Origin of the sequence: Paraburkholderia ultramafica (genome assembly GCF_902859915.1) — a bacterium.
Classification (GTDB): Bacteria; Pseudomonadota; Gammaproteobacteria; order Burkholderiales; family Burkholderiaceae; genus Paraburkholderia; species Paraburkholderia ultramafica.
Map to the genome: position 1 here is coordinate 1 of NZ_CADIKK010000054.1, position 25,850 is coordinate 25,850.

33 protein-coding genes are annotated in these 25,850 nt (G+C 60.2%); 13 read left to right on the top strand and 20 right to left on the bottom strand.

The features are described 5' to 3' along the window. Positions 1-1,017, bottom strand: a 1,017-nt coding sequence (locus tag HV744_RS33455; protein WP_175153584.1) for an efflux transporter outer membrane subunit, incomplete at its 3' end; no start/stop codon positions are given. A 191-nt stretch (positions 1,018-1,208) separates the two neighbouring features. On the opposite strand from HV744_RS33455, the gene HV744_RS33460 reads away from it, so the two are divergent. Then, positions 1,209-1,826, top strand: a complete 618-nt coding sequence (locus HV744_RS33460) for a TetR/AcrR family transcriptional regulator (RefSeq protein WP_175153608.1) — start codon at positions 1,209-1,211, stop codon at positions 1,824-1,826. Between the two features lie 547 nt (positions 1,827-2,373). Here the strand turns inward: HV744_RS33460 and HV744_RS33465 are convergent. From HV744_RS33465 to HV744_RS33475, 3 genes are read right to left on the bottom strand one after another with little or no spacing between them, the layout of a single operon-like run. Further along, on the bottom strand, positions 2,374-3,387 hold the full coding sequence (locus HV744_RS33465; RefSeq protein ID WP_175153585.1) for a tyrosine-type recombinase/integrase: 1,014 nt from the start codon (positions 3,385-3,387) through the stop codon (positions 2,374-2,376). Continuing rightward, the gene (locus tag HV744_RS33470; protein WP_175153586.1) at positions 3,380-4,357 is read right to left on the bottom strand and encodes a tyrosine-type recombinase/integrase; all 978 of its coding nucleotides are present in this window, start codon (positions 4,355-4,357) and stop codon (positions 3,380-3,382) included. Before HV744_RS33470 ends, HV744_RS33465 begins: the two co-directional genes overlap by 8 nt. Continuing rightward, on the bottom strand, positions 4,354-5,607 hold the full coding sequence (locus HV744_RS33475) for a site-specific integrase (RefSeq protein ID WP_175153587.1): 1,254 nt from the start codon (positions 5,605-5,607) through the stop codon (positions 4,354-4,356). Before HV744_RS33475 ends, HV744_RS33470 begins: the two co-directional genes overlap by 4 nt. Before the next feature lie 324 nt (positions 5,608-5,931). On the opposite strand from HV744_RS33475, the gene HV744_RS33480 reads away from it, so the two are divergent. Continuing rightward, on the top strand, positions 5,932-6,540 hold the full coding sequence (locus HV744_RS33480; RefSeq protein WP_246279319.1) for a tyrosine-type recombinase/integrase: 609 nt from the start codon (positions 5,932-5,934) through the stop codon (positions 6,538-6,540). Between the two features lie 866 nt (positions 6,541-7,406). Here HV744_RS33480 and HV744_RS33485 read toward each other — a convergent pair. From HV744_RS33485 to HV744_RS33495, 3 genes are all read right to left on the bottom strand, one after another. Beyond that, positions 7,407-8,453 carry an IS110 family RNA-guided transposase gene (locus HV744_RS33485; protein WP_175153588.1) on the bottom strand — a complete coding sequence of 349 codons (1,047 nt, stop codon included), beginning with the start codon at positions 8,451-8,453 and terminating at the stop codon, positions 7,407-7,409. A 79-nt stretch (positions 8,454-8,532) separates the two neighbouring features. Then, the gene (locus tag HV744_RS33490) at positions 8,533-9,318 is read right to left on the bottom strand and encodes a hypothetical protein (protein WP_175153589.1); all 786 of its coding nucleotides are present in this window, start codon (positions 9,316-9,318) and stop codon (positions 8,533-8,535) included. An 89-nt stretch (positions 9,319-9,407) separates the two neighbouring features. After that, complete coding sequence (locus HV744_RS33495) at positions 9,408-9,650, bottom strand: hypothetical protein (protein ID WP_175153590.1); 243 nt, start codon at positions 9,648-9,650, stop codon at positions 9,408-9,410. A gap of 48 nt (positions 9,651-9,698) precedes the next feature. On the opposite strand from HV744_RS33495, the gene HV744_RS33500 reads away from it, so the two are divergent. The 8 genes from HV744_RS33500 (at position 9,699) to HV744_RS33530 (ending at position 15,899) form a co-directional block, all read left to right on the top strand. Continuing rightward, positions 9,699-11,090, top strand: a complete 1,392-nt coding sequence (locus HV744_RS33500; protein WP_175153609.1) for a metallophosphoesterase family protein — start codon at positions 9,699-9,701, stop codon at positions 11,088-11,090. Between the two features lie 221 nt (positions 11,091-11,311). Next, entirely contained in the window at positions 11,312-11,767 is a 456-nt protein-coding gene (locus HV744_RS33505; RefSeq protein ID WP_246279320.1) for a hypothetical protein, read from the top strand. Continuing rightward, a complete protein-coding gene (locus tag HV744_RS33510) occupies positions 11,754-13,499 on the top strand; it encodes an SMC family ATPase (protein WP_246279321.1) in 1,746 nt (581 codons plus the stop codon). The genes HV744_RS33505 and HV744_RS33510 overlap by 14 nt, the downstream gene beginning before the upstream one ends. A gap of 296 nt (positions 13,500-13,795) precedes the next feature. Next, positions 13,796-13,996, top strand: a complete 201-nt coding sequence (locus HV744_RS33515) for a hypothetical protein (protein WP_175153591.1) — start codon at positions 13,796-13,798, stop codon at positions 13,994-13,996. A 72-nt stretch (positions 13,997-14,068) separates the two neighbouring features. Beyond that, complete coding sequence (locus HV744_RS38140) at positions 14,069-14,191, top strand: hypothetical protein (protein ID WP_281363690.1); 123 nt, start codon at positions 14,069-14,071, stop codon at positions 14,189-14,191. After that, positions 14,185-14,730 carry a phospholipase D-like domain-containing protein gene (locus HV744_RS33520; RefSeq protein ID WP_246279322.1) on the top strand — a complete coding sequence of 182 codons (546 nt, stop codon included), beginning with the start codon at positions 14,185-14,187 and terminating at the stop codon, positions 14,728-14,730. The genes HV744_RS38140 and HV744_RS33520 overlap by 7 nt, the downstream gene beginning before the upstream one ends. A gap of 130 nt (positions 14,731-14,860) precedes the next feature. Then, complete coding sequence (locus HV744_RS33525; RefSeq protein WP_175153592.1) at positions 14,861-15,685, top strand: hypothetical protein; 825 nt, start codon at positions 14,861-14,863, stop codon at positions 15,683-15,685. A gap of 76 nt (positions 15,686-15,761) precedes the next feature. Further along, on the top strand, positions 15,762-15,899 hold the full coding sequence (locus HV744_RS33530; protein WP_175153593.1) for a hypothetical protein: 138 nt from the start codon (positions 15,762-15,764) through the stop codon (positions 15,897-15,899). Here HV744_RS33530 and HV744_RS33535 read toward each other — a convergent pair. The 11 genes from HV744_RS33535 to HV744_RS33585 form a co-directional block, all read right to left on the bottom strand. Next, the gene (locus tag HV744_RS33535; RefSeq protein ID WP_175153594.1) at positions 15,896-16,504 is read right to left on the bottom strand and encodes a hypothetical protein; all 609 of its coding nucleotides are present in this window, start codon (positions 16,502-16,504) and stop codon (positions 15,896-15,898) included. The two genes, HV744_RS33530 and HV744_RS33535, sit on opposite strands and share 4 nt — an antisense overlap. Before the next feature lie 159 nt (positions 16,505-16,663). Beyond that, entirely contained in the window at positions 16,664-17,353 is a 690-nt protein-coding gene (locus HV744_RS33540; protein ID WP_175153595.1) for a hypothetical protein, read from the bottom strand. Positions 17,354-17,399: 46 nt separating this feature from the next. Further along, positions 17,400-18,161, bottom strand: a complete 762-nt coding sequence (locus tag HV744_RS33545) for a hypothetical protein (protein ID WP_246279323.1) — start codon at positions 18,159-18,161, stop codon at positions 17,400-17,402. 11 nt (positions 18,162-18,172) lie between these two features. Beyond that, positions 18,173-18,346 carry a hypothetical protein gene (locus HV744_RS33550; RefSeq protein WP_175153597.1) on the bottom strand — a complete coding sequence of 58 codons (174 nt, stop codon included), beginning with the start codon at positions 18,344-18,346 and terminating at the stop codon, positions 18,173-18,175. Positions 18,347-18,388: 42 nt separating this feature from the next. Then, positions 18,389-18,595, bottom strand: a complete 207-nt coding sequence (locus HV744_RS33555) for a hypothetical protein (protein ID WP_175153598.1) — start codon at positions 18,593-18,595, stop codon at positions 18,389-18,391. 42 nt (positions 18,596-18,637) lie between these two features. Continuing rightward, complete coding sequence (locus HV744_RS33560; RefSeq protein ID WP_175153599.1) at positions 18,638-18,964, bottom strand: hypothetical protein; 327 nt, start codon at positions 18,962-18,964, stop codon at positions 18,638-18,640. A 316-nt stretch (positions 18,965-19,280) separates the two neighbouring features. Further along, on the bottom strand, positions 19,281-19,691 hold the full coding sequence (locus tag HV744_RS33565; RefSeq protein ID WP_175153600.1) for a TrbG/VirB9 family P-type conjugative transfer protein: 411 nt from the start codon (positions 19,689-19,691) through the stop codon (positions 19,281-19,283). A 70-nt stretch (positions 19,692-19,761) separates the two neighbouring features. Continuing rightward, positions 19,762-20,070, bottom strand: a complete 309-nt coding sequence (locus tag HV744_RS33570) for a hypothetical protein (protein ID WP_175153601.1) — start codon at positions 20,068-20,070, stop codon at positions 19,762-19,764. 24 nt (positions 20,071-20,094) lie between these two features. Next, positions 20,095-20,451, bottom strand: coding sequence for a hypothetical protein (locus HV744_RS33575; RefSeq protein ID WP_175153602.1), 357 nt, complete (start codon positions 20,449-20,451; stop codon positions 20,095-20,097). Positions 20,452-20,508: 57 nt separating this feature from the next. Then, complete coding sequence (locus HV744_RS33580; protein WP_175153603.1) at positions 20,509-20,874, bottom strand: type II toxin-antitoxin system VapC family toxin; 366 nt, start codon at positions 20,872-20,874, stop codon at positions 20,509-20,511. Beyond that, on the bottom strand, positions 20,868-21,086 hold the full coding sequence (locus tag HV744_RS33585) for a ribbon-helix-helix protein, CopG family (protein ID WP_175153604.1): 219 nt from the start codon (positions 21,084-21,086) through the stop codon (positions 20,868-20,870). Before HV744_RS33585 ends, HV744_RS33580 begins: the two co-directional genes overlap by 7 nt. Before the next feature lie 208 nt (positions 21,087-21,294). On the opposite strand from HV744_RS33585, the gene HV744_RS33590 reads away from it, so the two are divergent. From HV744_RS33590 to HV744_RS33600, 3 genes are all read left to right on the top strand, one after another. After that, positions 21,295-22,254, top strand: coding sequence for a hypothetical protein (locus HV744_RS33590; RefSeq protein ID WP_175153605.1), 960 nt, complete (start codon positions 21,295-21,297; stop codon positions 22,252-22,254). A 417-nt stretch (positions 22,255-22,671) separates the two neighbouring features. Further along, the gene (locus HV744_RS33595; RefSeq protein WP_246279324.1) at positions 22,672-22,950 is read left to right on the top strand and encodes a hypothetical protein; all 279 of its coding nucleotides are present in this window, start codon (positions 22,672-22,674) and stop codon (positions 22,948-22,950) included. A gap of 161 nt (positions 22,951-23,111) precedes the next feature. Then, complete coding sequence (locus HV744_RS33600; RefSeq protein ID WP_175153607.1) at positions 23,112-23,834, top strand: SOS response-associated peptidase; 723 nt, start codon at positions 23,112-23,114, stop codon at positions 23,832-23,834. 223 nt (positions 23,835-24,057) lie between these two features. Here HV744_RS33600 and HV744_RS33605 read toward each other — a convergent pair whose 3' ends face one another. Further along, positions 24,058-24,453 (bottom strand): hypothetical protein, encoded by a 396-nt coding sequence (locus HV744_RS33605; protein WP_246279326.1) that lies wholly within the window; start codon positions 24,451-24,453, stop codon positions 24,058-24,060. Between the two features lie 191 nt (positions 24,454-24,644). Further along, positions 24,645-25,850, bottom strand: a 1,206-nt coding sequence (locus HV744_RS33610; protein WP_246279325.1) for a helix-hairpin-helix domain-containing protein, incomplete at its 5' end; no start/stop codon positions are given.

The following is a 25,850-nucleotide window of genomic DNA, read 5'->3' on the forward strand; positions in this document are numbered from 1 at the left end:
TGCGCCAAGGTTGACGTTCGGATAGAAGCCGGCTCGCGCGACGTCGATGCGCTTGGCCGCTGCCTCCACGCGCAGGCGCGCAATCACGACGTCCGGGCGGCGGCCAAGCAAACCGAGCGCAAGGTTGGCGGGCATGTCGGCAGGCTGGGTCAGATCGACGGCCGGACGCTCGATACGCAAACCGCGGTCGGGACCGGCACCCATCAGCGCGGCAATCTGGTTACGCTCGAGTGCGATCAATTCGTCGAGCGCGAGCAGGTCGGCCTGCGCGCTTTGCTGCTTCGATTCGGCCTGCTTGACACCGGCCTGCGTTTCGAGCCCGTTCGCGAAACGCTCCCTGAACAGCTGGACGGATTGCGTGCGCACCTGGAGTGCCGCTTGCGCGCTGTCGCGCTCGACGAACAGGCGCGCGAGGTCGGCATACGCCGCGGCGATTGACGCCGACAACACCATGCGGGCCTGCGCCGCATCGGCGCGCGCGGCTTCGAGCTCCGACGTGGCAGCGGCGAGTGCCGCGCGATTCTTGCCCCAGAAGTCGATCTCGTAGCTGAAGTTGAGCTCGGCCGTGCCATAGGGGCGCCATCCGTGAGGGACGAAAGCGGAGGGAATGCCGTTGTTGTAGCTCTGCTTCTGTTTTTCGACGGAGCCCTGTGCGCTCACTTCGGGCAGCAGCGCGGCGCCTGCCACCTGCGCCGACGCCTCGGCGTTATGCAGCCGTGCCTCGGCGGCCGCCAGCGTCGGCTCGTCCTTGAGCGCTTCCCCGATCAGTGCATTCAACTGTGGGTCGTGATAGCCGAGCCACCACTGATCGGTGGGCCATGGCGAGGCGGTGCCGGCCTGCCTGCCCGCGCCCGCACCGAGACTTTGTGCCGTCTCATACCTGCTGATGTCTTTCGTGACCGGCTTTTGCGGCATGTCAGGCAGTTGCGCACAGGCGCCCGCCACCATGGCGAATGCGAACGCGACGGCCAGCTTCACCGGTTTCGCCTGACTCCGAATGTCCGTGCTCTCTTGCATGATCCCCCGCTCCGTTGATCGCGTTTACAATACTGGACAGTCTAGTTATCGAAGTAGCCTCTGTCAACAGAAATAAACTGTACGGTTCAGGTATGGTAAAATCACAACGTTGGCAGTCGAAGGCCGGTTATGGGCGTACCGCCGCCGGCCCTGGGGTTGATCGGTCGTGCAGACCGGAGGAGCGCATTGAAATGAGGGTTAAGACAGAAGAAAAGCGGCAGGCGATCATTGACGCCGCATTCCAGGTGTTCAGCGAAGTGGGCTTCGAACGGGCATCAATGTCCGAGATCGCGGCGCGGGCAGGCGGATCAAAAGCCACGCTCTACAGCTATTACGAATCCAAGGAAGTGATGTTCGCGGACGTCATGATGGCCGCCGCGGAGGAGGCCAAAGTGGCGTCGGAGCTACTCGATACCGCACTGCCGATTCGCGAGACACTGATGAGGTTCGGCAAACACTATCTTGCCGCGACGCTCAAGCCGCAGATACTGGCAGTGCGCCGTCTGGCGCATCACGAAGGCGGCCGGTCGACCGTCGGCGCCCTGTTTTATGACCGCGGCCCGAAGCCCGCCTGGCAACTGGTGACTGACTTCCTGCAGCAAGCGATCGACGGCGGGCAGCTGCGCAGCTGTAACTCAGCCGTCGCGACCGCGCATCTGCGCGGGCTGTATGAAGCGGAGCTGCTGGAGTTGTGCCTCGTCGGGGCGTCGGCGGATACCAGTTCTCGCAACATCGCGAAGGTCATTCAGAGAGCGGTCGACGTGTTCCTGGCCGCATACGGGCCTATGGACGGAGGTGACGCCGCGTAGGCAGGCGCTGAGGTATCCTTGGAAAACCGCCTCACGCTGTCGACGACACGCGCAGAATGCGGCCATGGTGGACGACTTGCCATGATGCCGATGCGCCTACACATCGGCGTGCGAGTTGCTGCTGCGGTTAAAGGAACCCGTTGCGGTGGTACCAGCACGAATATCCTCCGAGGGTCTATAATACGTATTCGTTGAAGTCGCAAGGGGCCGTTCACGATTACTCTTGCTGAACGAGGGGTGCGGTCAGCGGGCTTGTCAGCGGCCGCAGTCGAATCGGCTAGACTGATCGGCCCCCCATCGTCGCTTCCCGACCGGCTGATAGCTGAGCGAAGCCGACACTCGGATGTCCGACGTATGCCTGTCATCAAGGACCGTTACTGGCCGAACCTGGCCCGATGGCGACGAAACGCGGGCACCGTTTGGATTATCGATGCGAAGGGCAGAACTCGACCCCTATGCGCAGATCGCAACTATGCACATATGCAATGAGATCCACGGCGCGGGCCCGGATCCTGTGGGGATTCGGGCCGAAGCCATCTGCGCATAGTTATAGTGTCCGCAGAAACCGCATGAGTGAGTCTGGCGGGCTGAACCGGCGCATGGCGGTAGCGGGCGGTTCAAGTCGTGCAAGCGCCTTCTCTTTCATCGCGAGGTCTGCTTCGACGTAGCGGTGGGTCGTGGTGGTGCTCTCATGGCCAAGCCAAAGCGCGATGACGTTGAATGGCACCCCGGATTGCAGGAGGTGCATTGCCACGGTGTGCCTCACGGTGTGCGGCGATACATGCTTCTTCAGCAGGCTGGGTTGTTGTGCGGACGCCCGGGCGACAGCAAGATTCAAGCGCTGTGCGACGTTGGATCTGGACATCGCATGCCCATCGCGATTGGGGAGTAAGGCAGATCTGTCGCTGAGTGGGGGATTCAAGCGCAACCAGGCTCGGATTTCCTGCACGGTGACCTTCCACAACGGCACCGATCGCTGCTTGCGGCCCTTGCCGCGGAGGTGAACGCAGGCAGCGCTGTCGAGCACGACATCCATTACGCGCACGCCAATGATCTCCGACACCCGCGCGCCGGTGTTGTAGAGCAAGGCCAACAGCAAGTGGTCACGCTGCGAGGACCAGGTTGCCCCTGGCTGCCCCAGCACCGCAACCATCTCCTCGCGCGTGAGAAACTCCAGCATTGGACGCTCGAAGCGCTTCATCGGGACAGCCAATGCCCGCTCGACGACGTGGAGTGAAGCTACGTCACGCCGGCCGGCGAACTTCAGGAATGCGCGCAGTGCAGTAAGCCTCAAGTTGCGGCTACGAATTGCGTTGTGTCGGTCATGTTCCAGATGGTCCAGGAACGCCAGAATTATCTCTGGCTGGATGTCGGCCAGTTGCAAATTAGTAGGCGCTTTGCCCAACTTGTGGCTGGCGAAGTCCACGAACAGCGTCAGCGCATCGCGGTAGCAGGCCACCGTGCGCGGACTGACCGAACGCTGCGCGACGAGATACTCGGTGAAGAACCCTTGGACTAGCGCGGCAAACGACGGTGGTTTCGGTGCGGCAGCTTTACGCATACGGAACCTCCGCTTGTGACGCGAATGACTCGAAGCGTTTTGCCGCCAACGACATCAACTCCGGTACCGCCGAGAGGTACCAATAGGTGTTGGTAACCATCGCGTGTCCGACGTAGGTTGATAGCGACAGCATCGACTGATCGACGTCGACTCCCCGCGCTTGCCACAGGACAATGCGGCGCACTATGAAGGTGTGTCTCAGATCGTGGATGCGCGGGGCATGATGAGTGCCACGGTTACGCCAGTCCAGTTGCTTGCGCAGGCCGGCGAAGACACGATCAACGTGGCGTCTGCTCAGTGGCAAACCAGCTCGTTGCCCACGCGTGCCGACGAAGAACGGGGCATCGGTCTGCGCAGACATGCCGGCAAGGTCGCGTACCCAGCGATAGCGACGCAGCGCTTCAATCGTGCTCGGGTGCAAAGGCACCTGACGCGACTTGGCGAACTTGGTCCGCTCAATGGTGAGCACGCCACGTTTCAGGTCAACGTCGGAGTTATGCAGTGCCAGTGCTTCCGAAATCCGCAAGCCGGTACTCGCAAGCAGCCCGAACAGCGTTTCATAGACGACACCCCGCAAGCCGGGAGCTGGGCTCAACCGCCGCGCGGCGGCTAGCAGATCGGCAATCTCACGTTCACTGTAGATATGGGGAGCCTGACGCGCCGGTAGCCGACCGAAAATCGCATCGTCGGGAACTTCGGTACGCGGCTCGAATTGCTGCAACCAACGCATGAAGGAACGCAACCGCTTCAGCCGGCGAGCCCAGGTGCACGGGTCTGTGCTGGCGTGGCTGTCGCATCGGGCCCAGTCGGCCATGACTTCCAGGGTTAACGGTCCGCGGTGACCGACGGCCTGAGCGTGACACGCGAAGCTGCGTAGCGCGTAGCCCGAAGTGCGCAGGGCAAAGCCCAGTTGGCGACGCTCGTTCAGATAGCGCTCAACGAGCCGTTGTAGGGAGGTCGTGGTGCTCATGCTGCACTCCCTGGCCACGGCAAGGCGACCTCGACCAGCTTCCGGCTGTCGAGCTTCGCGTAGATCAGCGTGGTGTTCAGCGAGCGGTGGCGCAGGACGTCGGCGACCTCCTTGAGGGAAGATCCGCCCGCCAATAGCCGATTGGCCATCGTGTGCCGAAGCAGGTGCGAGCGCGTGTAGGGCAACCCAGCCCTCTCGAAGGCCTGACGAATCGTCTTGCGTACGCAGTCCGGACCGACTGGCTGATCGCGTGGTGCGACACGGCGCAGGAAGACTGCACGGTTGCGCGTCGTGGGGCGTTCGTACTTCAGGTAGGCGGTGATGGCCTTTGCCGTGGCCGCCGGTAATGGCAACACGTCGTCGCGACGGCCCTTTGTATGGCGAAGCATGATCGTGCCAGCGCGCCAGTCGATGTCGTCGAGGCTGAGCCGGGCGACCTCACCGCTGCGAAGACCGAGATCGAGCGCGCAGCGCACGATAGCGTCGGCACGGCGCAGAGAGCCTCCTGGCTTACCAAGTGAACCGATCAGTTGTTCGACTTCCTCGGCGCTTAAGGCCTTGGGAAGTGATGCTAACTGCCAGTTGGCGGGATAGGAAACCGCCCCGATCAACCCGTGCACAGCGTCGCCAAGCGAAGCTCGATAGCGAAAGTATCCGCGCAGTGCTGCGACCACCGTACCGGAGTTTGCCGGCTTGCTGTAGAGCCTGGCCTGTTGCGAGAAGAAGCGCCGGACATGGTCTGGCCTGACGGCCGTGAGGTCGACGACGCCGTTGCCGAAGCGCGATGCCAGAAGTCGCCCCACGATGCGTAAAGCCATCTCCCGGGTCTTGGGTGCCAGGCCACGCACATGATCCATGTACTCGTCGTAACGGAGCAACTCCTCATCTACCGGGGTTCTGAGTAATCTGGATGGGGTGACAACACCTTGAGCGCGTAACACAACAAGTAGATGGCCCAGGGCGGCGCTCAGATTGCGTCGATCGCGCTGAACCGGACCGGTGCAGTGGCATCGAGCAAGATGATCGTCAAGAAAATCAACAACTACTGCCTCATCGATGCGCGCAACGCGCAGCCGGCGACCGTGTAACGATTGAGCAAAGTGGGCAATCGCGCCCACGTAGTTGGCAAACGTGGTCGTCGCGTAGCCACGCTCAGTCAGATACCGCTTGTACGCATCGACGTGCGGGGCAAGCGGCCCTTGGGCAAGCCAGTCGAGGCCGGTGAGCTGATGCGATCGGGTGTTCTCCATGGCAGTCTCCTAAAGTGAGACCACCACTTCAATCCGCAGCAGAAACTATGTCCAGATATCTACAGACCGACCTCGCCAGAAGCCACGTCGCCGCCACACCCGCCATGTACCCAGGTACAGATCTCCGCATAGTTGCGATCTGCGCATAGGGGTCGCTGTACTAAACCGCTGTCGCGGTAGTGGGGGGAGAGCAAGAGTCAGTGCCTCGCGTTCACCCAGTGCGGCTACCTGATGCCGAATCACAGCGAATTTGCGAGAAGGCCGCCAGGAGCAGGATGGAGATGCCCGATCGGGCATTCCATCCACTGTTCCAGGAGGCTCGCCATGACGCCACTGCGCCAACGCATGTTGCACGACATGCAGATCCGCAACCTTGCGCTCAACACGCAGAAGACCTATCTCCTGCAGGTTTCCAGTTTCGCCCGGTACTTCCGGCGCTCACCCGAGGTGCTCGGACCCGAAGAGATCCGTGCCTGGATCATCCACCTGACCAACGAACGCAAGCTTGCGCCAGCGAGTGTGCAACTGGCCGTCGGCGCGCTGCGCTTCCTGTATCGAACGTCGCTCAGACGCGACTGGAGCGACGAGGACTTTCCCTTGCCCCGGCGCCCCGTGAAGCTTCCGGTCATCCTCAGCTTCGATGAAGTCACGCGTTTCTTCGAGTCGATTCCCAGCCTGAAGCAGCGCGCCATCCTGATGACGGCCTATGCGGCCGGCCTGCGTGTCGGCATCATAAATTTGCTCCGCGCGAGACGCTACTATGACATCGACTCCATGGACGACCAACCGGCACATGTGGCCAAGATCAAAGCGCACACCTTCAAACATCGATCCAGGGCGATTGATGAAGCGACCACGATTAAGGCGCCGCTAGCAAACTTGAGTGTGTTGATGACCTTCATTTCTCGCTCCAGTTGTCAAAAGCCACGATAGATCCGGCAGGGATCGCGGGTCTGGCACGTCACGGCCGTACGGCGCGGTGGGCGGGGGAGGCTGGCTACGGCTGTAGTAGCAGTCTGTTCCCATTTTTCTCGCGAACCTATGCGACCTTGGTCCGATAGAAATGATGGAAAGACGCAGGCATCGGTCTAACATCAGGCAGCGAGGAATTCCTGGATGATCGGGGTTAGCGCGCAAAGGGGCCGATTCCTATATTCGCCGAGCCCGATGGTCAGTTTGGAACGCGAGCCGCGCGAGCGAATTACTTCCTCGATATCAACCGCGTTGTCGTGGTTGATGTCGCCTGTCCCGACAGGCACCTCACCGCCTGAGTCGCCAGGCGTCGTTCCGCGTGAAGTGAATGGCCGCTTTCTGGGTGGAAACGACGTATAAATGTCCGAGCGACGGTGCGGGCGAATGACGCTTCCTGGCGTGCGCCGTGAAAAGGCGGCGCTTTTCCAGTGGGTGAAAGCCCCACCCGGCAACCGCTCCAGCCGGAAGCAACCTATAAGGACTTTCCCTTTTTGCAAAGCTTGGGGTTCATTCGGTCATTGATTGATTCCGATGCTGTGGCGGACGTGATGGCGGATCGGCGGCGGGGCAGACTGCACACCTATAAACGGCCTTGTTGGGGCACTGTCGGTGCTGTGCCCGGACCCGGATAGTAACCGCGCAGCAGGACTCCATCCGGAGCGCGGCGGACGCATGAGATGCGTCGCCTGTTGCTTCCGCGAGTTCGCCTGCTGCCCGGTCTGACCTGTCGCTATCCATGCCTATTGCGTCCTTGTACTGGGAGTGGCCCCTTGGGGGTGCTGTACGGTGGTCTCCTGCGTTTCAGGGATCGTCGTGCGGCTCACGAGTCACGACGGACGGATTGGGGTATAGGAGGGATCGAAGCGCTCGCCTTTGGCGAGGATCGCCCAGAGGATTCGCGCGTGCTTGTTGACGATGGCCACCAGCGTTCGATACCAGCCTACCCGTGCATGCAGCTGGACGATCCAGCGCGAGAGCCGATCGGTTCGCCGGTGGGCGCTTGTCAGGGCCGAGCGCGCACCCTGGAACAGCAGGGTGCGCAGATAGGTGTTGCCCTGCTTGGTGATGTGGCCGAGCCGGGTCTTACCGCCACTGCTGGCCTGTTTGGGCACGGCGCCAAGCCAGGCGGAAAATTGCCGCCCGTTCCTGAACACGCGCGCGTCACCAACGGTCGCGACGGCAGCCGACGCGGTGAGCGGCCCGATACCAACGACGGCCATCAGGCGTTGCGCGTTGGTGTCATGTTTGACCCGCGCAGCAATCTGCGAGTCACACCACGCGATCTGCTCGTCGAGGGCGTGGATGTGATGCCAGCCTGCGAGGAGCGCGGCGCGTGCGATACCGTCCAGCTCCGTGGTCCCGTCCTCCAGTGCCTCGACGAAGTGGTCACGGAACGCGTCGATGCCTTGCGGGAGGAACACGCCGAACTCAAAGAGTTCGCCACGCAGGCGGTTGACGAGTGCCGTACGTTCCTCGACGAAGCCGCTGCGCATCCGGTGCAGCACCAGTACGTTCTGCTGGTCAGCGGTCTTCAGCGCCACGAAACGCATATGGGGGCGGCTCGCCGCTTCACAGATGGCTTCTGCGTCCAGCCGGTCGTTCTTCACGTGCTTGCCGCCTTTGCGGTAGGCTGCGGCGAACTGCGGGGCGATCAGGCGGACTTCGTGGCCGAGCGCGCGTAGCTTTCGGCCCCAGTAGTGGGCTGCGCTGCAGGCTTCCATGGCCACCAGGCAGGGCTCGAGATTGGCAAACCATTCGAGAAACTTCTGCCTTGGGATCGCCTTTCTGACTGCCACGTGCTCCATTGAGTCGACTCCATGTACCACGATCAGGTTCTTGGCGAGATCGACGCCGATACGAGTAATCTTGTCCATGACTTTCCCCTTCTCAGATGGATTGCCAGCACCAACCATCGTGGCATATCGCTACGCCACGGGATGGGGAAAGTCCTTTCTAATTCGGAGCAATCGTGGAGGTAACGAAGCGGTTGAAGCCTTCGGTGAAGCGTGTCACGAAATACGGTGACAGCGCGAGTGTGCAGGCCGTAACGCGAGTGAACGCCGAGCAAGCCTCGAAAAGGTCGATGCGCAGGCCGACCCGACTGCCATTACGGGGAAGGCTGATACGGCTGGGTGAATGAGCAGGCAGGACGCCCAGTCGCTGCGCCGGGGTAGTGGCGACAGCATGCACACAAGGAAAGCGCACGCAACACGGGAAGCCCCCTGGCGTGGTCAGGGATGCCCGTTCCGCCTCTGAGTTCAGCGCCGGCGACGCCACTGGCGCGCCCGGACGCGGCTGCGTCTTCAACGCGTTCCGGAACTGGTCTCCCGTCAGAAAGTCACTCGCGCTAAGCGCCGGAGCGCCGCCAACAGGCTGAGCCGGTGCGGCGTCGATTTCTCGGGCTGCCGGCGTCGGATTCTCGACGACCGTCGGCGTCGACTGTTTCAACGGCTTTTGCGCCGGCGCGGCGTGAGAGGCCGCAGGGTGTCCCGCGCGCCAGCTTGTGTAGACCAATGCGGCGCCCATTCCGGTCATGCCCAAAACGGCGGCGACAGCAACGGAGATCATCGCGCCGCGCGCGAGCGGTCCCGCCTTTGCCCAACGTGCACGCGCTGTGGGTGCCGTGTCAGCAGAAAAATTACCCGGCGCGGGAAGCGCGGCAATTTGGCGGGGCAGGTCGATGACCATCGAATCCGGGGCGAACTGTGCGTGCAGTCGCTGAATTTCACGCATATCCATGAAATGCCTCTTCTCGTTGTCTGGGATAAAGCTTGGCTTACACCGTGCGATGTCAAGGACATCGGGCATGGCCAGGAAGGTCGCGCCGCTCAGTGAGCGTTGTCCGGGTTGGGAAGCAGCACCCCTTCGGGCGCGTAACGGTCGTTATCCGGTATGCAGAGAAATGGAATCTGCCTGATTCGCGCTTCGGCGCTGTCGAGTGCCGCCTTGCGGTCGTGCGGCATTACCGATCGCGTGATCAGCCCTTCCATTGTCTTCAGGAATAGCTGGTCGTAAATCGTGAGAAGGCGCACCAGTCGTCCCGACAGCGGGTGCTTGATTTCGAGGGTCACCTATCTGGGCTGCCTACGGGTAGCCCTTTCTTTTCCAAAGGAGCCGACGTGAAAATCGCTCATTTTTCTGACCTGCATTATTCACCCGAAAACCTCGACGAGGCCGACCGGTGCTTTGCCTTCGCAGTCGATGACGCGCTGAACCGCTGTATGGATGTCGCGATTATTTCGGGTGACTCAACGGACCACCGGCTCGATGCTCACGCGCCCGCGCTGAACCGCCTGGCGAAGAATATCCACCGCCTCACGTTACGCATGCCGGTCCTAATGCTTCAGGGCACATTTTCGCACGAGCCTCCCGGCACGCTGCGCAACTTCGCGCTGATGGGAACGAATCACCCGGTCTTCATCGCGGAACGCGTCCAGCAGGTCAGTCTGCTCGATGGGCAGTTCTTCGAATCGGCCGGTCCCGTTTTCAACGAAGGGGAGCTGGCCAGCGTGCTGAAGCTCGGCGCCGATGTCGTGTTCACCTGCCTGCCCACGGTCAACAAGGGGCAACTGGCGGCCGCAGTCGGCGCGAAGGATGCCGCGACCGGGCTTGAGGCGGTGCTGGGCGACTATCTGGCGGCAGCCGGGCGGATCAACCAGCAGCTTCGTGCTGCCGGTATTCGCACGGTTGGCGTGTCGCACGGCACGGTGAACGGTTGCACGACCGAGCACGGCGTAACGATGGCTGGATTTGACCATGAGTTCTCGCTCGGTGCGCTGTTCGAAGCCGAGTGCGACGCGTTCATGCTCGGTCACATTCACAAAACCCAGCAGTGGGAACGGGGTGGCCGTGTTGTGGCCTATCCCGGATCGATCGGCCGGTTTCATTACGGCGAAGAAGGCGACAAGGGCTATCTGATGTGGGACGTTGAGGCGGGCGACGCGAGAGCGGAACTTGTCCCGACGCCGTCGCGCCAGACGATCTGTGTCGACTTCGACGGGCCGCCCGATATGGAAACGCTCGCGGCAATCGCTGCCGACGCGAACGACAAGTTTGTCCGTGTTCGTTGGCAGGTTGACGAAGAGCATCGCCAGTCAGTTGATCGTGACGCGATTGCCACGCTGTTCGCGCGGTCTGCCGGGCTGAAGGTCGAGGCCCGAATCCTTCCGGTGGTGCGTTCGCGTTCGCAGGGCATCAGCCTCGAGGCTACCGTGGATCGAAAGATCGAGCGATGGGCAGAGCACGCGAACGTAGATGCGGCTCCGCTTGTCGAGCGGTTTCAACTGCTCGAATCGGGTTTCGTGGAAGCGATCGCTGCTGCCGTTCTCGCAGGCCTTGAGGCCGAGCCGGCTACAGCGGATGAGAGTGGTCTGACCGCCGACATTCCGGTGAGTGAGGTTCAAGCCGATCCCGTCGGAACGTTGGACGATCTTGCGATGCCTGACGCGACGGTTGAAGTTACCCAAGCCGTGCAGACATCGTGGCTCGATAGCGATCTGTTCGCAGCGTAGTTCGCTGCTGTAGCGCAGGGAGAGGCCAGTACGGCTCTCCTGCGGTCGGACACAGCCGTGTTCCGATAGCTTCCGCGGCTATCGAAACAAAGGTTTCACCGCGTCGTAGACGCAGCGATGTAGTAGTTGCATCACCTTTCCTGGCAGTTCATTTCCTTTTACCCTGGCGGGGAGCGATCCCTACCGGGCGCACTCCGTCCAATTTCTCACGGAGTGCAATCATGTTTGGTCTTTATCCTGCCGGATCCGAATGGGTCCGCACCTTCGCCATGGCCGATCAGACCATGCGCGATATTCAGAAATCGCTTGTCGATCATGCCGGCTTCGCTGCGGCAATTCTTCATCAGCCCTTCGGGGAGCATCGTGGGGCCGTCATGGCGCAGTCTGGCCAGATCCTCGTACTGTCCGCAACGACACCGGGCACGGTTCACCTCTCCGTGACGCCCACTGTCCAGATGCAGCACCTTCTCTGGTCGTACCGGGAGGGATATGCGACGCAGTGGTCCGCAATGGAAATCCGAAGCCTGACGGGCTATGCCGGTTGGGACGAGCTTCTGACGCGCGCACGGCGTGAATTCAGTCGTGCGTGCGAGAGTGTCACTGCGGCAATCGCCGGGACGCTTCAGACTCCGGTCGCCGCGGTGGCCAGATCCGATCCGATGGATGAAAGCCGGTGACGTGGCGAAGATTCTGGGTCGTGCACTCGATGACCTCCAGTCGCAACTGATCGCGCTCACAAGCAAACGCCAGCGCAAGGCGGAGCTCGAGCGTTCGGTGCTTGCTCAGGGCGATGCCTTGCGTGACGCCCGCGCGCAACGCGATGCGAAGCTTGAGGAGGCTGCAAAGTTGACTCAGGAGCGCGCGACGTTCGCCGCGAAGGCCAGCGAGTCGGCCACGGCTGAAGCGCGGCTGCGCGAGCTGGCCGTGCGCGGCGGCGAACTGGTAAAGGGGCTGAAGGCGCTGGTCGATGACGAACAGGCAGCATCGGTTCGAAGCGAACAACGCGTAAAAGCCCTCAGGCAGACAGTCACGACGCATCAGGCGACGCTAGCCCGCAAGGATGCAATTCTTGGCGCGGCTGCGAAGCGTGATGAAGCGCAGTTGCTGATTGGCCGTGAGGAGGCAAAGCTGGCGCCTCTGCAGCGTCTGATTGCGGAACTCGAAGCGAAGCAGGTGACGCATGCCACGCTGCAAACCGCGCTCTCGGGGCTGATGTCGGAAGGGCAGACCAAAGCCGCCCATTTCGACACACTCACGAAGCAGGCTGCCGTCGTTGATCAGGTTCCCTGTGTCGGACATGCGATGCATGGAACATGTCCGTTGTTGACGCAGGCACTGCAGGCTAAATCGCAGGCAGAAGCGCAACGCGTGTCGGTCGCCGAACTGCGTGCGAAGTATCGTGAGAAAAAGGCTCAGGCGGATGCGCTCGCTCCAGTTGTGGTTGAACTGGCGGCAAAGCGTAACGAACTGAACGCTGTCACGGACGCTGCAAGCGCTGCGCGGCGGACCTTGCAAGCGGCGACTGAACTCGCTGCCAGCAAGCCACTTCTCGATGCTGCCGCGGCGGGCCTGGAAGCAGCGAATGCTGAAATCAGGTCGGTTGCGGAAGAGAGCGCTGCGCGTACTGCCCGATTCGAGTCTGAAAAGGCACGCATGACGGCAGAGATGACCAGAGTCCATGAAGAATCGAAGCAGCTTGCAGCCGTCGACGTGACGGCCGCAATTGCGGAGACTGACCGGAAGCTGGCCGCGAACCGCGAGGCGGTTGCAGCGCTGGAGGGGAAGATCGAAGCAGCGATCCGCTCCCAGACGGTTCTGCAGGCCGAAGTGAACGCGGTGGGCGTCGAACTGGCCAGGTTCTCGGCCACGCAACTGCGTGCCGATCGCCTGTCCGACGAGATCGCACGCTGGAAGCTGCTCTCGAAGGGTCTTGGCAACGACGGTGTCATTGCTCTGACCATTGACGATGCGGGACCAGCGTTGACCGATACCGTCAACAGGCTGTTGCTTGCCTGTTACGGCATGCGGTTCACGGTGGAGATCCGCACGCAGCGCGCGCTGGCGAGTGGCGAACTGCGCGAGGGCTTTGAAATCCTCGTGCATGACGCCGAAGCCGACAGCACGAAGTCTGTATCTGTGATGTCAGGTGGACAGAAGGTCTGGATCAACGAGTGTCTGACGCGTGGCATTGCGTTGTACCTCGCCCAGAACACGGGCCAACCCTATCAGACGCTTTTCAGCGACGAGTCCGACGGTCCGCTCGATCCGCAGCGCAAGCTGCAGTTCATGCGGATGAAACGGGAAGTCCTGCGCGAGGGTGGGTATCAGCGTGAGTTTTTCATCTCGCAGACGCCTGACCTTGTCAGTGAAGCCGATGCTGTCATCGACGTCGAGGCGCTGGCCGCCTGAACGTCTCTTTCTCTCAACCCTGTGGGGAACGCCCCACAGGGGCGTTTTCTCGCCGTTTCAACAACGAGGAACGCCATGTCATTCAATCGAAGTTTTCATGCACGCACCGAAGCTGTAGCGCTGCTTTCGGTTCGTCCCTGCAATCCGTGCGTTGGCACCACGCACACCTACGTCCTGAACGGCGCGCTTCTGCGTGACGTTCTTATAGACGGCAAGTGGGTAACGGTCCACACGAGCAATCCAACCGATTCACGCTCCGCGTAAGCGGGGCCCGTCCTTCTTCCAGGAGATACCCCATGCAAAATCTTCTCATGCTGCTGATCGCGGCAGGTAGTTCGTCGTTGTGCGCATGCACGAATCAACCGCAGGCGCGCGCGGCAAGCCCACAGCCCGTGATTGCTGTCCAGAAGCCGAAGGGAGAGCCGGGCGACTTCACCATCTGCGCTGACGGCAGAGTGCTTGTCTACTCGACAAGGCATCCGAAGTCCTGTTCCTGAAGCGTGTTTTTGAATGCCTCGATTTCCCTCAGGGGAGTCGAGGCTTTTCCCGGTATACGAACGGAGGTTTAGGTGAAGAAGCAGATCACCATTTCAGCGCTGATTGGCGCTCTCGTCGCGGCCGGCGGCATGCTGTCACGCCTGAAGTTCAGGCAGCGTTCTCGCCTGACGGCAGTGGCGAGCGTCTCGTGCTGAAAACCATCTACGGCGCGCGGCAATCCATCCGCGTGATGGCGTATTCGTTCACGTCGCCGGCGGTCGCAAAGGCGCTGCTTGAAGCGAAGCGTCGTGGAGTCGATGTCGCCGTGACGGTGGACTATCGCAACAACGTCAAGGCGGCCGCCGCGCTGGGCGCACTCGCGTATGCGGGCGTTCCGGTGCGGGTGGTTCGTGCTTTTTCCATGCAGCATTCGAAGTACGTGGTGTGCGACGAAACGGTCGAGACTGGTTCGTACAACTTCAGCCAGGCCGCGGCGCGTTTCAATTCGGAAAACGTGCTGGTGCTCTCTAATCATCCCGAGATTGCCCGTGCTTATCTGGACAACTGGAATCAGGTGACGGCACTGGGTGAGTGCGTATCACGCCCGATAAGAGCTAGCCGGTCCATTTTTAACCCCTGCGGAAAAGCGATCCCGCAGGGGTCGCTCCGCACAAACCTTGTGGAGCAGTTATGTTTGAAGCAGCTATTCTTGGGTCCTATCCTGAGCAGTTCGAGACGGAAGCGCAAGCGCTGAAGTACATCGAGGGTCAGCCGACCTGTCCCCACGAAGTCAGACCGTGGGTGAGAAAGGTGAACCGGGCGGCGGGTGAGAAGGAATTTCTCCTCATCGGCGGCAGACCGACTCCCGATCGGGAGTCGTCCCGATGAGTGCGCTCTTTGAACCGAGCTGGCTCGCAGCATACGCAACGGGCCAGAAACAGGGGTGGGCGCAGGCTGTCATGGCCTACGCCGACTATTACTGCGTCGACGGAAGCGCAGACGACGATCCAGAAATCGAGGAACGTCTAACGCTGCATCGCACGCCGATGGTGGGCTACGCGAGCCGCACGGGAACGCGTCGAAATCTCGAAGCGCTCGCTGATGCAGAGTGGCGCCTTCTGGTTTCAGCCAAAGGCCAGCACCGCACCGAAGGCATGCGCTACGCCATCGACAACGGTGCGTGGACCGCGTACCAGCGCGGGGAGCCATTCGACGATTCTGCCTTTCTTGCGGTCGTCGACAAGCTCGGTGAGCGTGCGGACTGGATCGTCCTGCCGGATATCGTGCAGGGCGGGTTGGCGTCGCTGGACTTTTCGTTGCGCTGGAAGGAGCGCCTTCGGGGGATGCCGTCCCAGCTGCTCATTGCGGTACAGAACGGTATGCAACTGGAGGACGTTGCGCCATCTCTGTCTCCCGTCGTTGGGATCTTTATCGGCGGATCGACTGAGTGGAAAGAGGCGACAGCGGAAGCGAGGGGCCTCCTTGCACGCCGACGCAATTGCCACCTTCACGTTGGTCGCGTCAACTCGGCCCGTCGCATCCGTATCTGCGCCGCAGCCGGCGCCGACAGTTTCGATGGCAGCGGGCCGAGCCGCTTCTCAAACGCGTTACCGCGGCTTGACCGTGCGACACGGCAGCCAGATCTTTTCGCGGCGGCCGATCAGTCGCTTCAGGATGCGCAGGCGGCAAGTTTCGGCCTGACGCTGTAAGCCCAATCAATTTTCTTCAACCCTTTCGGGAGCAGTCCCGAAAGGGCGCTCCCATATCTTTTGTGGAGCAACAAGAATGGAACGTGACATCTACGCGCTGATGGAGCGCGCAATCTCGTCTATGCAGTCGTATATCGAGCGCGGTTATATCCTCGCAACCGGACTGAGCGGGGGCAAGGACGTCCGACCGTCATGTGCGCAGGCTTTCCGCTAGCTATCGCTCCACTCGATGTAACGGTTAAAAGACACCTCATCATTCCCAAGCGCCTCAATTACCATGTGGTCGATGCGCAAAAGCAAGCGCTCAAGCACTTCTCGCTGAGGGAGCGAGAAATGCTTCCTCAGCCTGTTGAGCGCGGCAATTGCGCGATATTCGACATTCACGACAAGGCGCTTGTCGCCATTGCCGGTTTCATCCGGACCGACAGCCGCCAGCAATCGAGCCGCATCCGGCAACGGCGCAGCCTCACGAACATCGGCCTCGGTTGACCGAACTGCTGCCACTCGTTGACGCGTCTCATTGCGCTCCTGACGAACCCGCAAGAGATCCAGGCGCGCCTCATCCCGCTCGCCCCGCGCCCGCAGCAGTTCCTCGCGCAGCCGATCACGCTCCGAGACGAGCTCGTCATAGCCGGCGGCGACAGGCGTGGTATTTTTCGTTACAGTAACGGATTCTCTGGACGCTTTGCGCCGCGCGCGATAGGCGGCCTGTCGCTGGGCGCCCGTCATTGCGTCGGGCTTGCGCGGCCTACCGCGCTCGCGCTTCGGCGTAGCCTCGGCATGTCGCGGCACGGTTTCATGATCGTCCGGCTGGCTCACGACGTTCTCCACTCAGATGCACTAGGAACCAATTTTCTGTCACTCGTGACAAAAAATCAAATTTTTGTTACGCTGCCATGCGTACGCATCCTTAGCATCCTTACGATGCCGTTTGCCTCACGATCTTTTCCGATGGTCACGCCCGCTCCGTCTTCACGATCACTGTTGGATTCCGGCGATCACGAGTTGATAAACGCACATGGTTGCGGCGACGCACGCTAGCGCAATCGGAACGAGCACGTCGACCGCGCTTTTCGAGTAGGTGGCCGTCCGCAAAGCACATCGCAGCGCGGTCCACACCGCAAAGTACCGCGTCAGCCGGAAGTCGAACCGTTGACCGCCACTGGTGCGGTAGTGGTTGCCGCTGGGCCACTGGAGCTCAAGCGCGTACCCAACCTTTCCCTGCCAGGGCGAATGCTGGTCTGCTTCCACACTCGCCACCACGTCGGCGCGCATTGCGGGGCCGCGGTCTGCGAAACACCCCGTCAGTTGCTCGTCCGCGAAGTCGTCAAAATTGGTGAGGCAGGCAGGTGCTCGTTTGTGCACGAGATGCCGCTCGAGCGAGCGCTCGAGGTGGCGCTTGATCGCGGCATAGCGCCGGCCCTGGAACTCCTGGGCGAGCAGCGCACGCTCTTGGTCGGTGCCCTCGTAGAACCAGTACCGCAAGAACATATAGAGGAGCACGGCCGAGAGTACAAGCCAGACCTTCAGCGGCGTAACGCGGCCGACCTCGGCGAAGCCCAGCAGCGTCCCGGTGGGCCTGAACGATAGGTGAAACACCGTGATGGCGACAATCGCAGCCGAGAGCACCACTACATTGCGCCGCAATTTATCCGGCAGGTCATCCATAAGCGGTCCCCGTTGTATTCCTTCCTTTGCGTTGCCATAGCATGGCTTAATCAGCGTCCGTTCGGCCTAATCGAAGGTCGTCAAGCCCCGCTTGGATATGCCGCTCCTCCGGGCCGAGCGCCGACAAAAACGCCGAAACAGCACTTGGCTCGTACCAGTAAAAGGCGTGCCCCAAGGCGCCGCGGAGGGCTTCCATGTCGGTCTGCGTGAGCGAGGCCATAAAAGCCCGCATCCGGATCTCCGCGCGTTCCCGAGCTTCGTGGCACGTCCGGCACAGAGCCCGGAGCGCACTGAGCGGGTACTCCCAAGGTTCAAAACCATCCCGCATGCTTGTGTAATAGCAATGATGCGCATCCAACGGCTCCGCCGCACCGCAGTCTTGACACGAGTGCCCACCGCGCACTTTGACGGAGTTCGCCTTGCATTGCCAGCGCGGATCACGCAACTTCGTCGCGTACGAGCCTTGCGGCGGAGAGAAATCATAGTCCTCTGCAGGGTAGAATCCTAGGCTCCAAGAATGCCCCAGCTCGCACCAGAAGCCGAACGACTCCACGAGATCGTCGAACTCCGAGGTGTCGCCCCCGTAATTCAGCATAGTGTGGAGGCTGCTGCCGTCGATCACTAGGACCAATAGTGCGTCGTCAAGGTAGCCCTCTCCGCGCCCTCGCCACTCGTCAATCGTATAAAACTTCGCGTCGCCCAGTAGGCCCTCGGTGATGAGCCACTCGTTCACCGCTTGTCTCATCCGACCGAGGTTTGCCAGCATTTTCGATCCTTCAGTCATGTTCCCTGCCACCGGCTGCGCCATCTTTTCCTTCGTTAGCCGCCAAGTTGGGTGATCCGTCGAGCAAGATGCTCGGACGCATGCCTGCGTCCTTTCGCCAGTTCCTCGATGCGCTCCCCCATCACTTTGAGCTTTTCGGCATACCGATTTTCAATCTCAGCGATGCTGGCTTTCAGCAGCGATTCAACTTCTTCGCGCGATACACACATACGTGTCCTGTTTTCCGTTTTGTGCGGCGAGCCGCTTTTCCTCTACGACTCGTCGCTGAACTTCACCAGGACGCCCTGCGCCTCGTAATCCTTTCGGACCGCATCCACACGGCGGTAGAAATCGGCAGCGTCGGGATTCGCAGCCAAAGTCCGAGGGCCAGCGCGATGCTCCGACAACTGATCGTGCAGCAGGAAGAGTGATCGCGAACCGTCGATTTCTTTCCGCACTGTGAGTTTGACTTCCTTCATCGTCTTTTTCCGATGCTTTCCAAATTGTGCGGCGCGACTCAGTTATGTTGTGCCATGGACGTAGTGACGGACGTAGTTCGATTGGCCGAATCCTTCGTAGACCAACTTGCCACTATCTCGCGCAAGCTCAAGGAAGTCACTGAAAGTCCGGTCCCGGTCGTCAAGAATCGCGACAAAAGAAGAACCGTCAGCTAGAAGCAGACGAACACCGTTGAGCATATCGGTATGATTTCCGTTCGTCTTCGGCCTACCGATGGTGTGAATCGGGATCGATTCAAACGACACGATGCAGTTCAGGTTGATCGGCAGGTACCGTACCCTTAGCTCCTTCATATCGAGGTACGCGGCGAGTTGCGAACCGAAGGGCATAACCTGGCCATCGTGGCGAGGTTCTTCTTTCCATAGTTCTAGCGTTATAAACATATGCTTTTATATCCCCGAAATGAAGTCAACGATTTTTACCCATTGGCGGATAACCTGCTTATTCCGGTCTAATCGGTTGAGGCGCTGTTCGCGGCAATGGCAGCGTCGTAGGTCATTCCGCGCTTCACCGCCGTAAATCCATTACTGCCGCCGTCAATCGAATAGCCTAGTTCGGTTTTTGCCGCTTCTTCGTATCGCGACCACCGTAGTGGTCGCGCTTGATATGAATGGGGTAAGTAACCATGATTTGCTTTTCCGAGGATTATTCGGCGCAAGTAACTTTGGCGCTGCCGGTGATCTTTACGCCGTTCAGCGAGCATTTGTCACCGCGTTGCACGATTGCCTCGCGCTCGCCATGCTTCAGCACCAAGGCAGTAACGGGACCGTCCAGCACGTATTCGGTGCTGCCGTTTGCATCGGATTCCTTGAAGTTCACCAACGACAGATGGCCATCGTCACCGAGCGCGAACGGCACAGGCAAGTCCGTGGCGCGCTTCGCCGGAAACTGCAAATGCGTCTGTCCATTGATTTCAGCGACCGCTAGGGGACGCAGTTCGGTCGCGCCAGCAACCACGTAGCCGCCTGCCAGGGTAGCCGCGTATGCAGCCGATGACCCCACTGCAAAACCCGAGAGAGCGATCAGAAACGCTGAGCGTGTGCAGTTCTTTTTCATGAGGTGATTTCGTTTTAGTCTGAACCCGGCAACCGGCCGGTACGGTGCGCTCGCGCGCCACATGTTTTTCCTACCGTTCGTATTGATTCCGGTGGACCGTTGCAACGCCCGTGGTAGCCGTCAACGTCAGCTCGAACTTGTTCATATCCGGGCGGACCGAGAACGCCTTGCTTTGGTCGTAGGAGTGAAAGCTGAGGGCTACTTTCTCGCCAGAGTCATCCACCAGTTCGAAGTCGTAGTCCAAGCTCCACTGGTTATTGCCTTTCCCACCAATCATTCCAAGCGCCTCTGCACCTCGAATCGCGATGCCGAACGAGCAGTCATCGCATGCTTGGTCGATCAACACTTCCAATTTTTGGAACGCCTCTTTCGCTTTCATGCTCTCTGCCCTTTTTCCGTCCTACTACTTCAGAATCATTTGAAGCGAACCGTCTCGAGCATGAAGGTCGAGCTGCTCGATCAGCCTTTCTGGTTCAGATACGGTGTTTGCTACCTTCACTGCGAATTCAATCGCATCAAATTTCGCCTCTTCGGCAAAGAAGCGCAGAAGGTAACGCCCATTCTTAAATTCGGGCAGGCCTCGGCTATCGCGCTCTTCGAGACTACGCTCGTACCATACCGCTAGGCCTGTCGATTCCGGGACGCAGTGAATTGCGATATGCGACCCACTACCAAACCCCGATGGGTCGAGTGTGGCATCCATCACCGGGTACTTCGACCACAAGCTCTTCTGGGCTACCGCAATGTCAAACGTATCCATATTTTCTCTTTTCCTTGTACCGGCCGCGCCGGCTTTTCCTTGGTTACGTCTTTTTCGCTATACCTTGTAAGGCACTCGAACACCCGGCTCATCGGCCGGAAAATCTTTCGTGTTGCGCGACACGAGCAACAACGAATTGACTTGCGCCGACGCCCAAACGATTGCGTCGGGCAATCTGATTCTCCTTTGCCGACGAATCTCGACCGCGCGATTTGCAACCGGCACGTCGAGCGGTATCACGTCGAAAGAGTTCAGCCACGCACGAATCGCCGCGTCGTTTTCGTGCGTCGCACCGACAAGCACTTCCATCGAAGTAATAATGCTGATTGCTTTGTACTCGTAGCGCGCCAACTCCTTCTTGGCCGCGCCGATCCCGCTCAGATAGTCGATCAGAATATTCGTGTCAAAAAGCGCCTTTACCATTCTGACCGAAGCTCCTGTTGGTACTCTAGGCCGTCAATTTTCTTGCCCTTCCACAGTCCAAATACGTCCGCTGCAAGCGCAGGCTTATGCTGCGCGATGTATGCCTCGATAGCATCGCGAATGACCGCTGCACGCGGGCGCTGCTCGGCCTCAACAATCACCGCGAGTTCTTCAACTTGCGTATCCGGCAAGTCAACGAGAATTCGGCTCATTTTTCACCTCAATTGCATGATATACATATCATATATCGTGCGGCGGCCACTAGCAAGTACAGAACGGCAGGTATTTCGAGGCCGGAGGCCGTGGATCGCAGGGAAATATTTCTTTTTGTGCCCTAAATCGCCGCTGGATTCAGCCGATAGTGAGACAAGACGACGTCCTGAGGCCGCTCCGTATCGATCAATCGATTTCGTGCGCCAAGTGATTCTCATTCAATATCAAATCAACATAGGGCTATACATGCGGGAAAAACTGTTGACTCTGGGCATGCTGGTCTCGGCAAGTCTGCTGAGTGCTTGTGGCAGCAAGTATCCTAGCGATGAGGTGTCGGCGAAGGCGGTCCTGCCGTATGCAGAACAGGACATCGGCGGGGTCAAGGGCCTCAAGATCGTCGACTTCGAACGTGACAACGGGTGGGCCGATACGTCCGATCCCTCTCGCTACGATATCCGCTACAAATACAAACTCAAGCTAACGGTGCCGCTTTGTGCGGCCATCATCGCCACCGCCAAAGAGATGGCGGCGGAAACTGCAGCGTCTAACAAGGCGAGCAGTTCCAGCCTCGGCGATTTCTTCTCCTGGCCGCAGCGGATGATGAACAGCATGTCCCTGAACCAGCGGCTCAACGAGTGGGTGAACAGCCAGGGAGATGGCTTCAAGGGCCGGCGTGAGAGCTTCTATCGCGCTAACCCGGAGTGCGCCAAGTACGCAACCGTGAGTGAGACCGATCCGGACGATCAGAAGCTGGTTTACTTCGGTAACGCCTGGGCGTATTTCTCGGACCTCGGATTTCCGGACACGGCCCAACCGAACGCCACCACGGCACAACGGACGGCCTGGGCCGCTTTCACGAAGACCGAGAAAGGCTGGGTTTCAGTGGATAGCCTGAATCAGGGAAGCGTCTCGAGCGATTCCACGGCCGGTGCGCCGACGCAAACGACGGCAAATGACTCGGACGGTGCCGCCATCGATACGCCCCGGGTGAACCCCGCCAACGGCCTGCCGATGATGGGAGCAACTGACGTCAACGGCAACGCCTACGGAACTGGCGCGCCGTCCGCAATCAATCCGGCGAACGGTCAGATGATGGTGCCAAATACAAACATGGACACCGGCGGAAACGCCTACGGTACCAGCACGATGCCCGGCTCGAACCCCTGAGCTCGGCAGCGCGTGTGCACACCTGCGTCCGTGAGGTGTGGGGGCGCGTCTCTTGAGGCAGGGCCGGCCTCTGGCGCGCAGCGCTCTGCACCTCCTTTTCCGAGGTCGCCGCCTGTCGCCCATCTTTGTAAAAGTCGGCATGGTTACATTTACCTAGGAAAACCCGCCCAGCAGGAGAGCCGCGAAGCAGGGCGGTGCCAGCCCAAGCGCCAGCGCGCCGGTACGAAACCTGCTAGGTCCGGGGGTATCATCGCCGTCAGGCAGTCCATGCAGCCCGCTGACCTGGTCGGGCAGGCCGGACGCGAGGCCACGGTAGTGGATGCGGTACACCCCTCCCGGGACGGGACGGGCGCCGAAAGTCAAGCAGCCTGCCTACGCCGATACCACCGGGAGAGGAAGATGACACAGGATGGATTCATGAGCCAGTTGTCAATGTTCTTTCGCGACTTGCCGCATGGCACGTCGGCCGATCTGAACGACTGCATCGTCGCGTACTGGAACGGAAAGGCAGTCGTCTTCGCATTTCTGTGCGAGCCCGGCAACGATGCAGTCGATGAAGAGTTCGACCTGGACGACTACGTTTGGGAAGAGTGGCAACCGGACTTCGAACGGTGGTTAAAAGGGCCGGTCTTCAGCGTCCGTCCGGAAATCCTCCAATGGTTGAAGGAAGCGCCGCCCCACGACGGGGGAGCATGACATGCGCAATGGCTGGCATGTTTCCCGGACCGCGGGTTCCACATGACCAGGCGCGGGGTATAGCGGCGACGTGTTTCGGAATCACGTCTGTAAACTCCGCCTGAAAATCCGTCTTGACGTTTCGAGGTCAATTTCATTCACCGGACGCCTTGGGAGACCTTATGTGCACCAGTTATGAATCGAACCCTCCAGGCGGGTTTGAGCAGTACAGCCTCTTTCCGAGCCCGGATTTCGAATATAAACGCGAAATTTACAAGGACTATCCTGCGCCAATCTTCAGGCGAGTCGATGGAAGGTTCAGCACCGACGGCGCGACATTTGGCATAGTGCCGCGCCAGCACATCCAGGAAGGCGTCAAGGTCTTCGACACCATGAATGCGCGGTCGGAGTCCATCGGTGAAAAGCGTAGCTTCCGCAGCGCGTGGACGAAGCTTCAGCTTTGTCTGATTCCCTGTCGACGTTTTTATGAGCCGAGCTACGAGACCGGCAAGGCGGTACGCTGGCGCATCGGACTGGCGTCTGACGAACCGCTCGCGATCGCCGGTCTGTGGCGGTCATGGAAGGATCCGGATGGCGGCACTGCTCTAAGCTTCACCATGCTGACCGTCAACGCGGACGGGCACCCGTTGATGAAGCGTTTTCATCGTCCGGGGGCAGAGAAGCGCTCTGTCGTGATCGTGCAGGCCTCCGAATACGAGGCGTGGCTCTCCAGCAGGAATACCGACGAAGCGCATTCCTTCCTTCATTTGTTTCCTGCTGAAAAGATGGATGCCGAGCCCTATCCGCTCCCTCCCCGCGCCCAGAAAGCGACCGGGAAGGCAGCGAAGGCAAAGTCGGAACCCGACGGGACGGGTGCTCAAGCATCGCTGCTCGGTGACGACTAGCTTCGCCGCACCGCGAGGGATGGCGGCCACCGTCTACGTTATGAAGTATTCGATGAAAGACGCCGATAAATATTCACAACTGATCCCTCGTTGACGTCGTTGTTAGAAGCGATCGCGCCGGGGCCGAGATGGAAGGTTAAAGCAATGTCGATGCGTGCGCGTCACTTCGCCGAACATGCCGCCCCGCGTCAATCTGCCGATTGAATCGGTGGGCATGTCTGAATCAGGTAGGCATCGGGATCGGCGAGCGTGCCGTGCCACGCAGGAAGGTCAGCAAGTGCCGTTCGGCGGCGTCAAACTCATGCATTGGAGCCGTGGCCAATTGCACGTCATGCAGCGCCAGCAGCCTCTCAAACGCCGCGAGTGCATGTACGTCCAATGTCCATGCCTCGTCCTGTCCGCTTTCGTGCGCGTGCGCTAAGGTGATTTCCGCAACGTATTCTGCCGTTTTGAACAGTTCGACCGGCTCGTTTCCGTAGCCAGCGCGCTGGAGGAACCACGCCATGTACGTCGCACGGATCAGTTCGTTGATCGCATGGCCGTTGCCGTGACCACGACGCCAGCAGTCCAGCGCGAGGTGATAGGAGAGAGACCGCTCGCGTACTGATGTTGCACGCATTGGCAAGAGTTTCGCCTTTGTCAGTGGGGTGCGCGTACTTCTGCGACTCGCCGGGTTTCGCCTCGACGCCATGTTGCCTGTTACTCCGTTATCGAAAATAAAGGACATTCTAGTAGATCGCTGCTGGAAAACTGCTGCCGCGGTACCCACGCTGCGCCTCGGCACGTAAAATTTCGTGTTATCTCTGGGCCTCAATGAAAGTTGCGACTGGCCGTTGCGAGTCCGCCGAGCAGATGGGTGAGATCCACGAGTCGATTTGCCACAAGGTGCCGTACTTCGCCTTCGCGTTGCCATACGCCGTAGACGGCGAGTAGCGCGGCGCCAAGCGCCTCCTTCCGGAACTTCTCAACGAGCGAAGGCCAGACAATGACGTTGACCTGCCCTGTTTCGTCCTCAAGGGTGATGAACAGCACGCCATTCGCCGTCCCAGGCCGCTGGCGCACAGTGACGATGCCACAGGCACGCGCGAGTCGGTTGTTCGGGTAGGTGGCGAGCTTCGACGCCGCGAATATCTTCTTCGCATCGAGTCGTTCGCGCAGCAGCGCGACCGGGTGGCGATTGAGCGTCAATCCTGTAGACCGGTAGTCGTTCACGATCTCTTCGCCCTCGCCTGGCGCGGCAAATTCAAGCGTCTCTTCTTCGCGTGTGGTCGCCCATAGAAGATCCTTGTCTGGAACAGCCGCTACCGCTTGCCATAGTGCTTCGCGACGATTTCCGGAGAGTGAGGCGAGGGCGTTTGCGGCGGCCAGCACCTGAAGATCGTGCCTATCGAGCCTTGACCGGTTGGCCAGATCGTTGACAGACGAGAACGCCAGAACGGCGCGCGCAGCTTCAATTCGCGCGGCCGATTCTTCACGCATGCCCCTGACCAGTGAAAGCCCAAGGCGCACCGGTGCCATTGAGCCATCGCCTTCGAGCGTCGAATCCCAATTGCTTATCGCGACGTCGACCGGCAGCACGCGCACCTGGTGTCGCTTCGCATCCTGCACGAGTTGCGAGGGAGAGTAAAAGCCCATTGGCTGGCTGTTTAGCAGCGCGCAAAGAAAGGCCGCTGGCTCGTGGCACTTCAGCCAGGCGCTGGCATATACGAGCAATGCGAAACTGGCGGAATGGCTCTCGGGAAAGCCGTATTCACCGAATCCCTGTATCTGCGCAAAGATCGACTCCGCAAATTCCTGGTCATATCCGCGCTCGAGCATCCCGGTAACGATGCGCTGGTGATAATGCTCCAGTCCGCCCTTGCGTTTCCATGCGGCCATGGCGCGTCGTAGCTGATCGGCTTCGCCGGTGTCACTGACCGGCGTTATGGCGCCATTCCGGGATCGGCGTATTGGCGCCACCAGATGATCGGCGCATAGGCGCCAGCGCAGGATCGGCGTTATGGCGCCGGTCCGTGA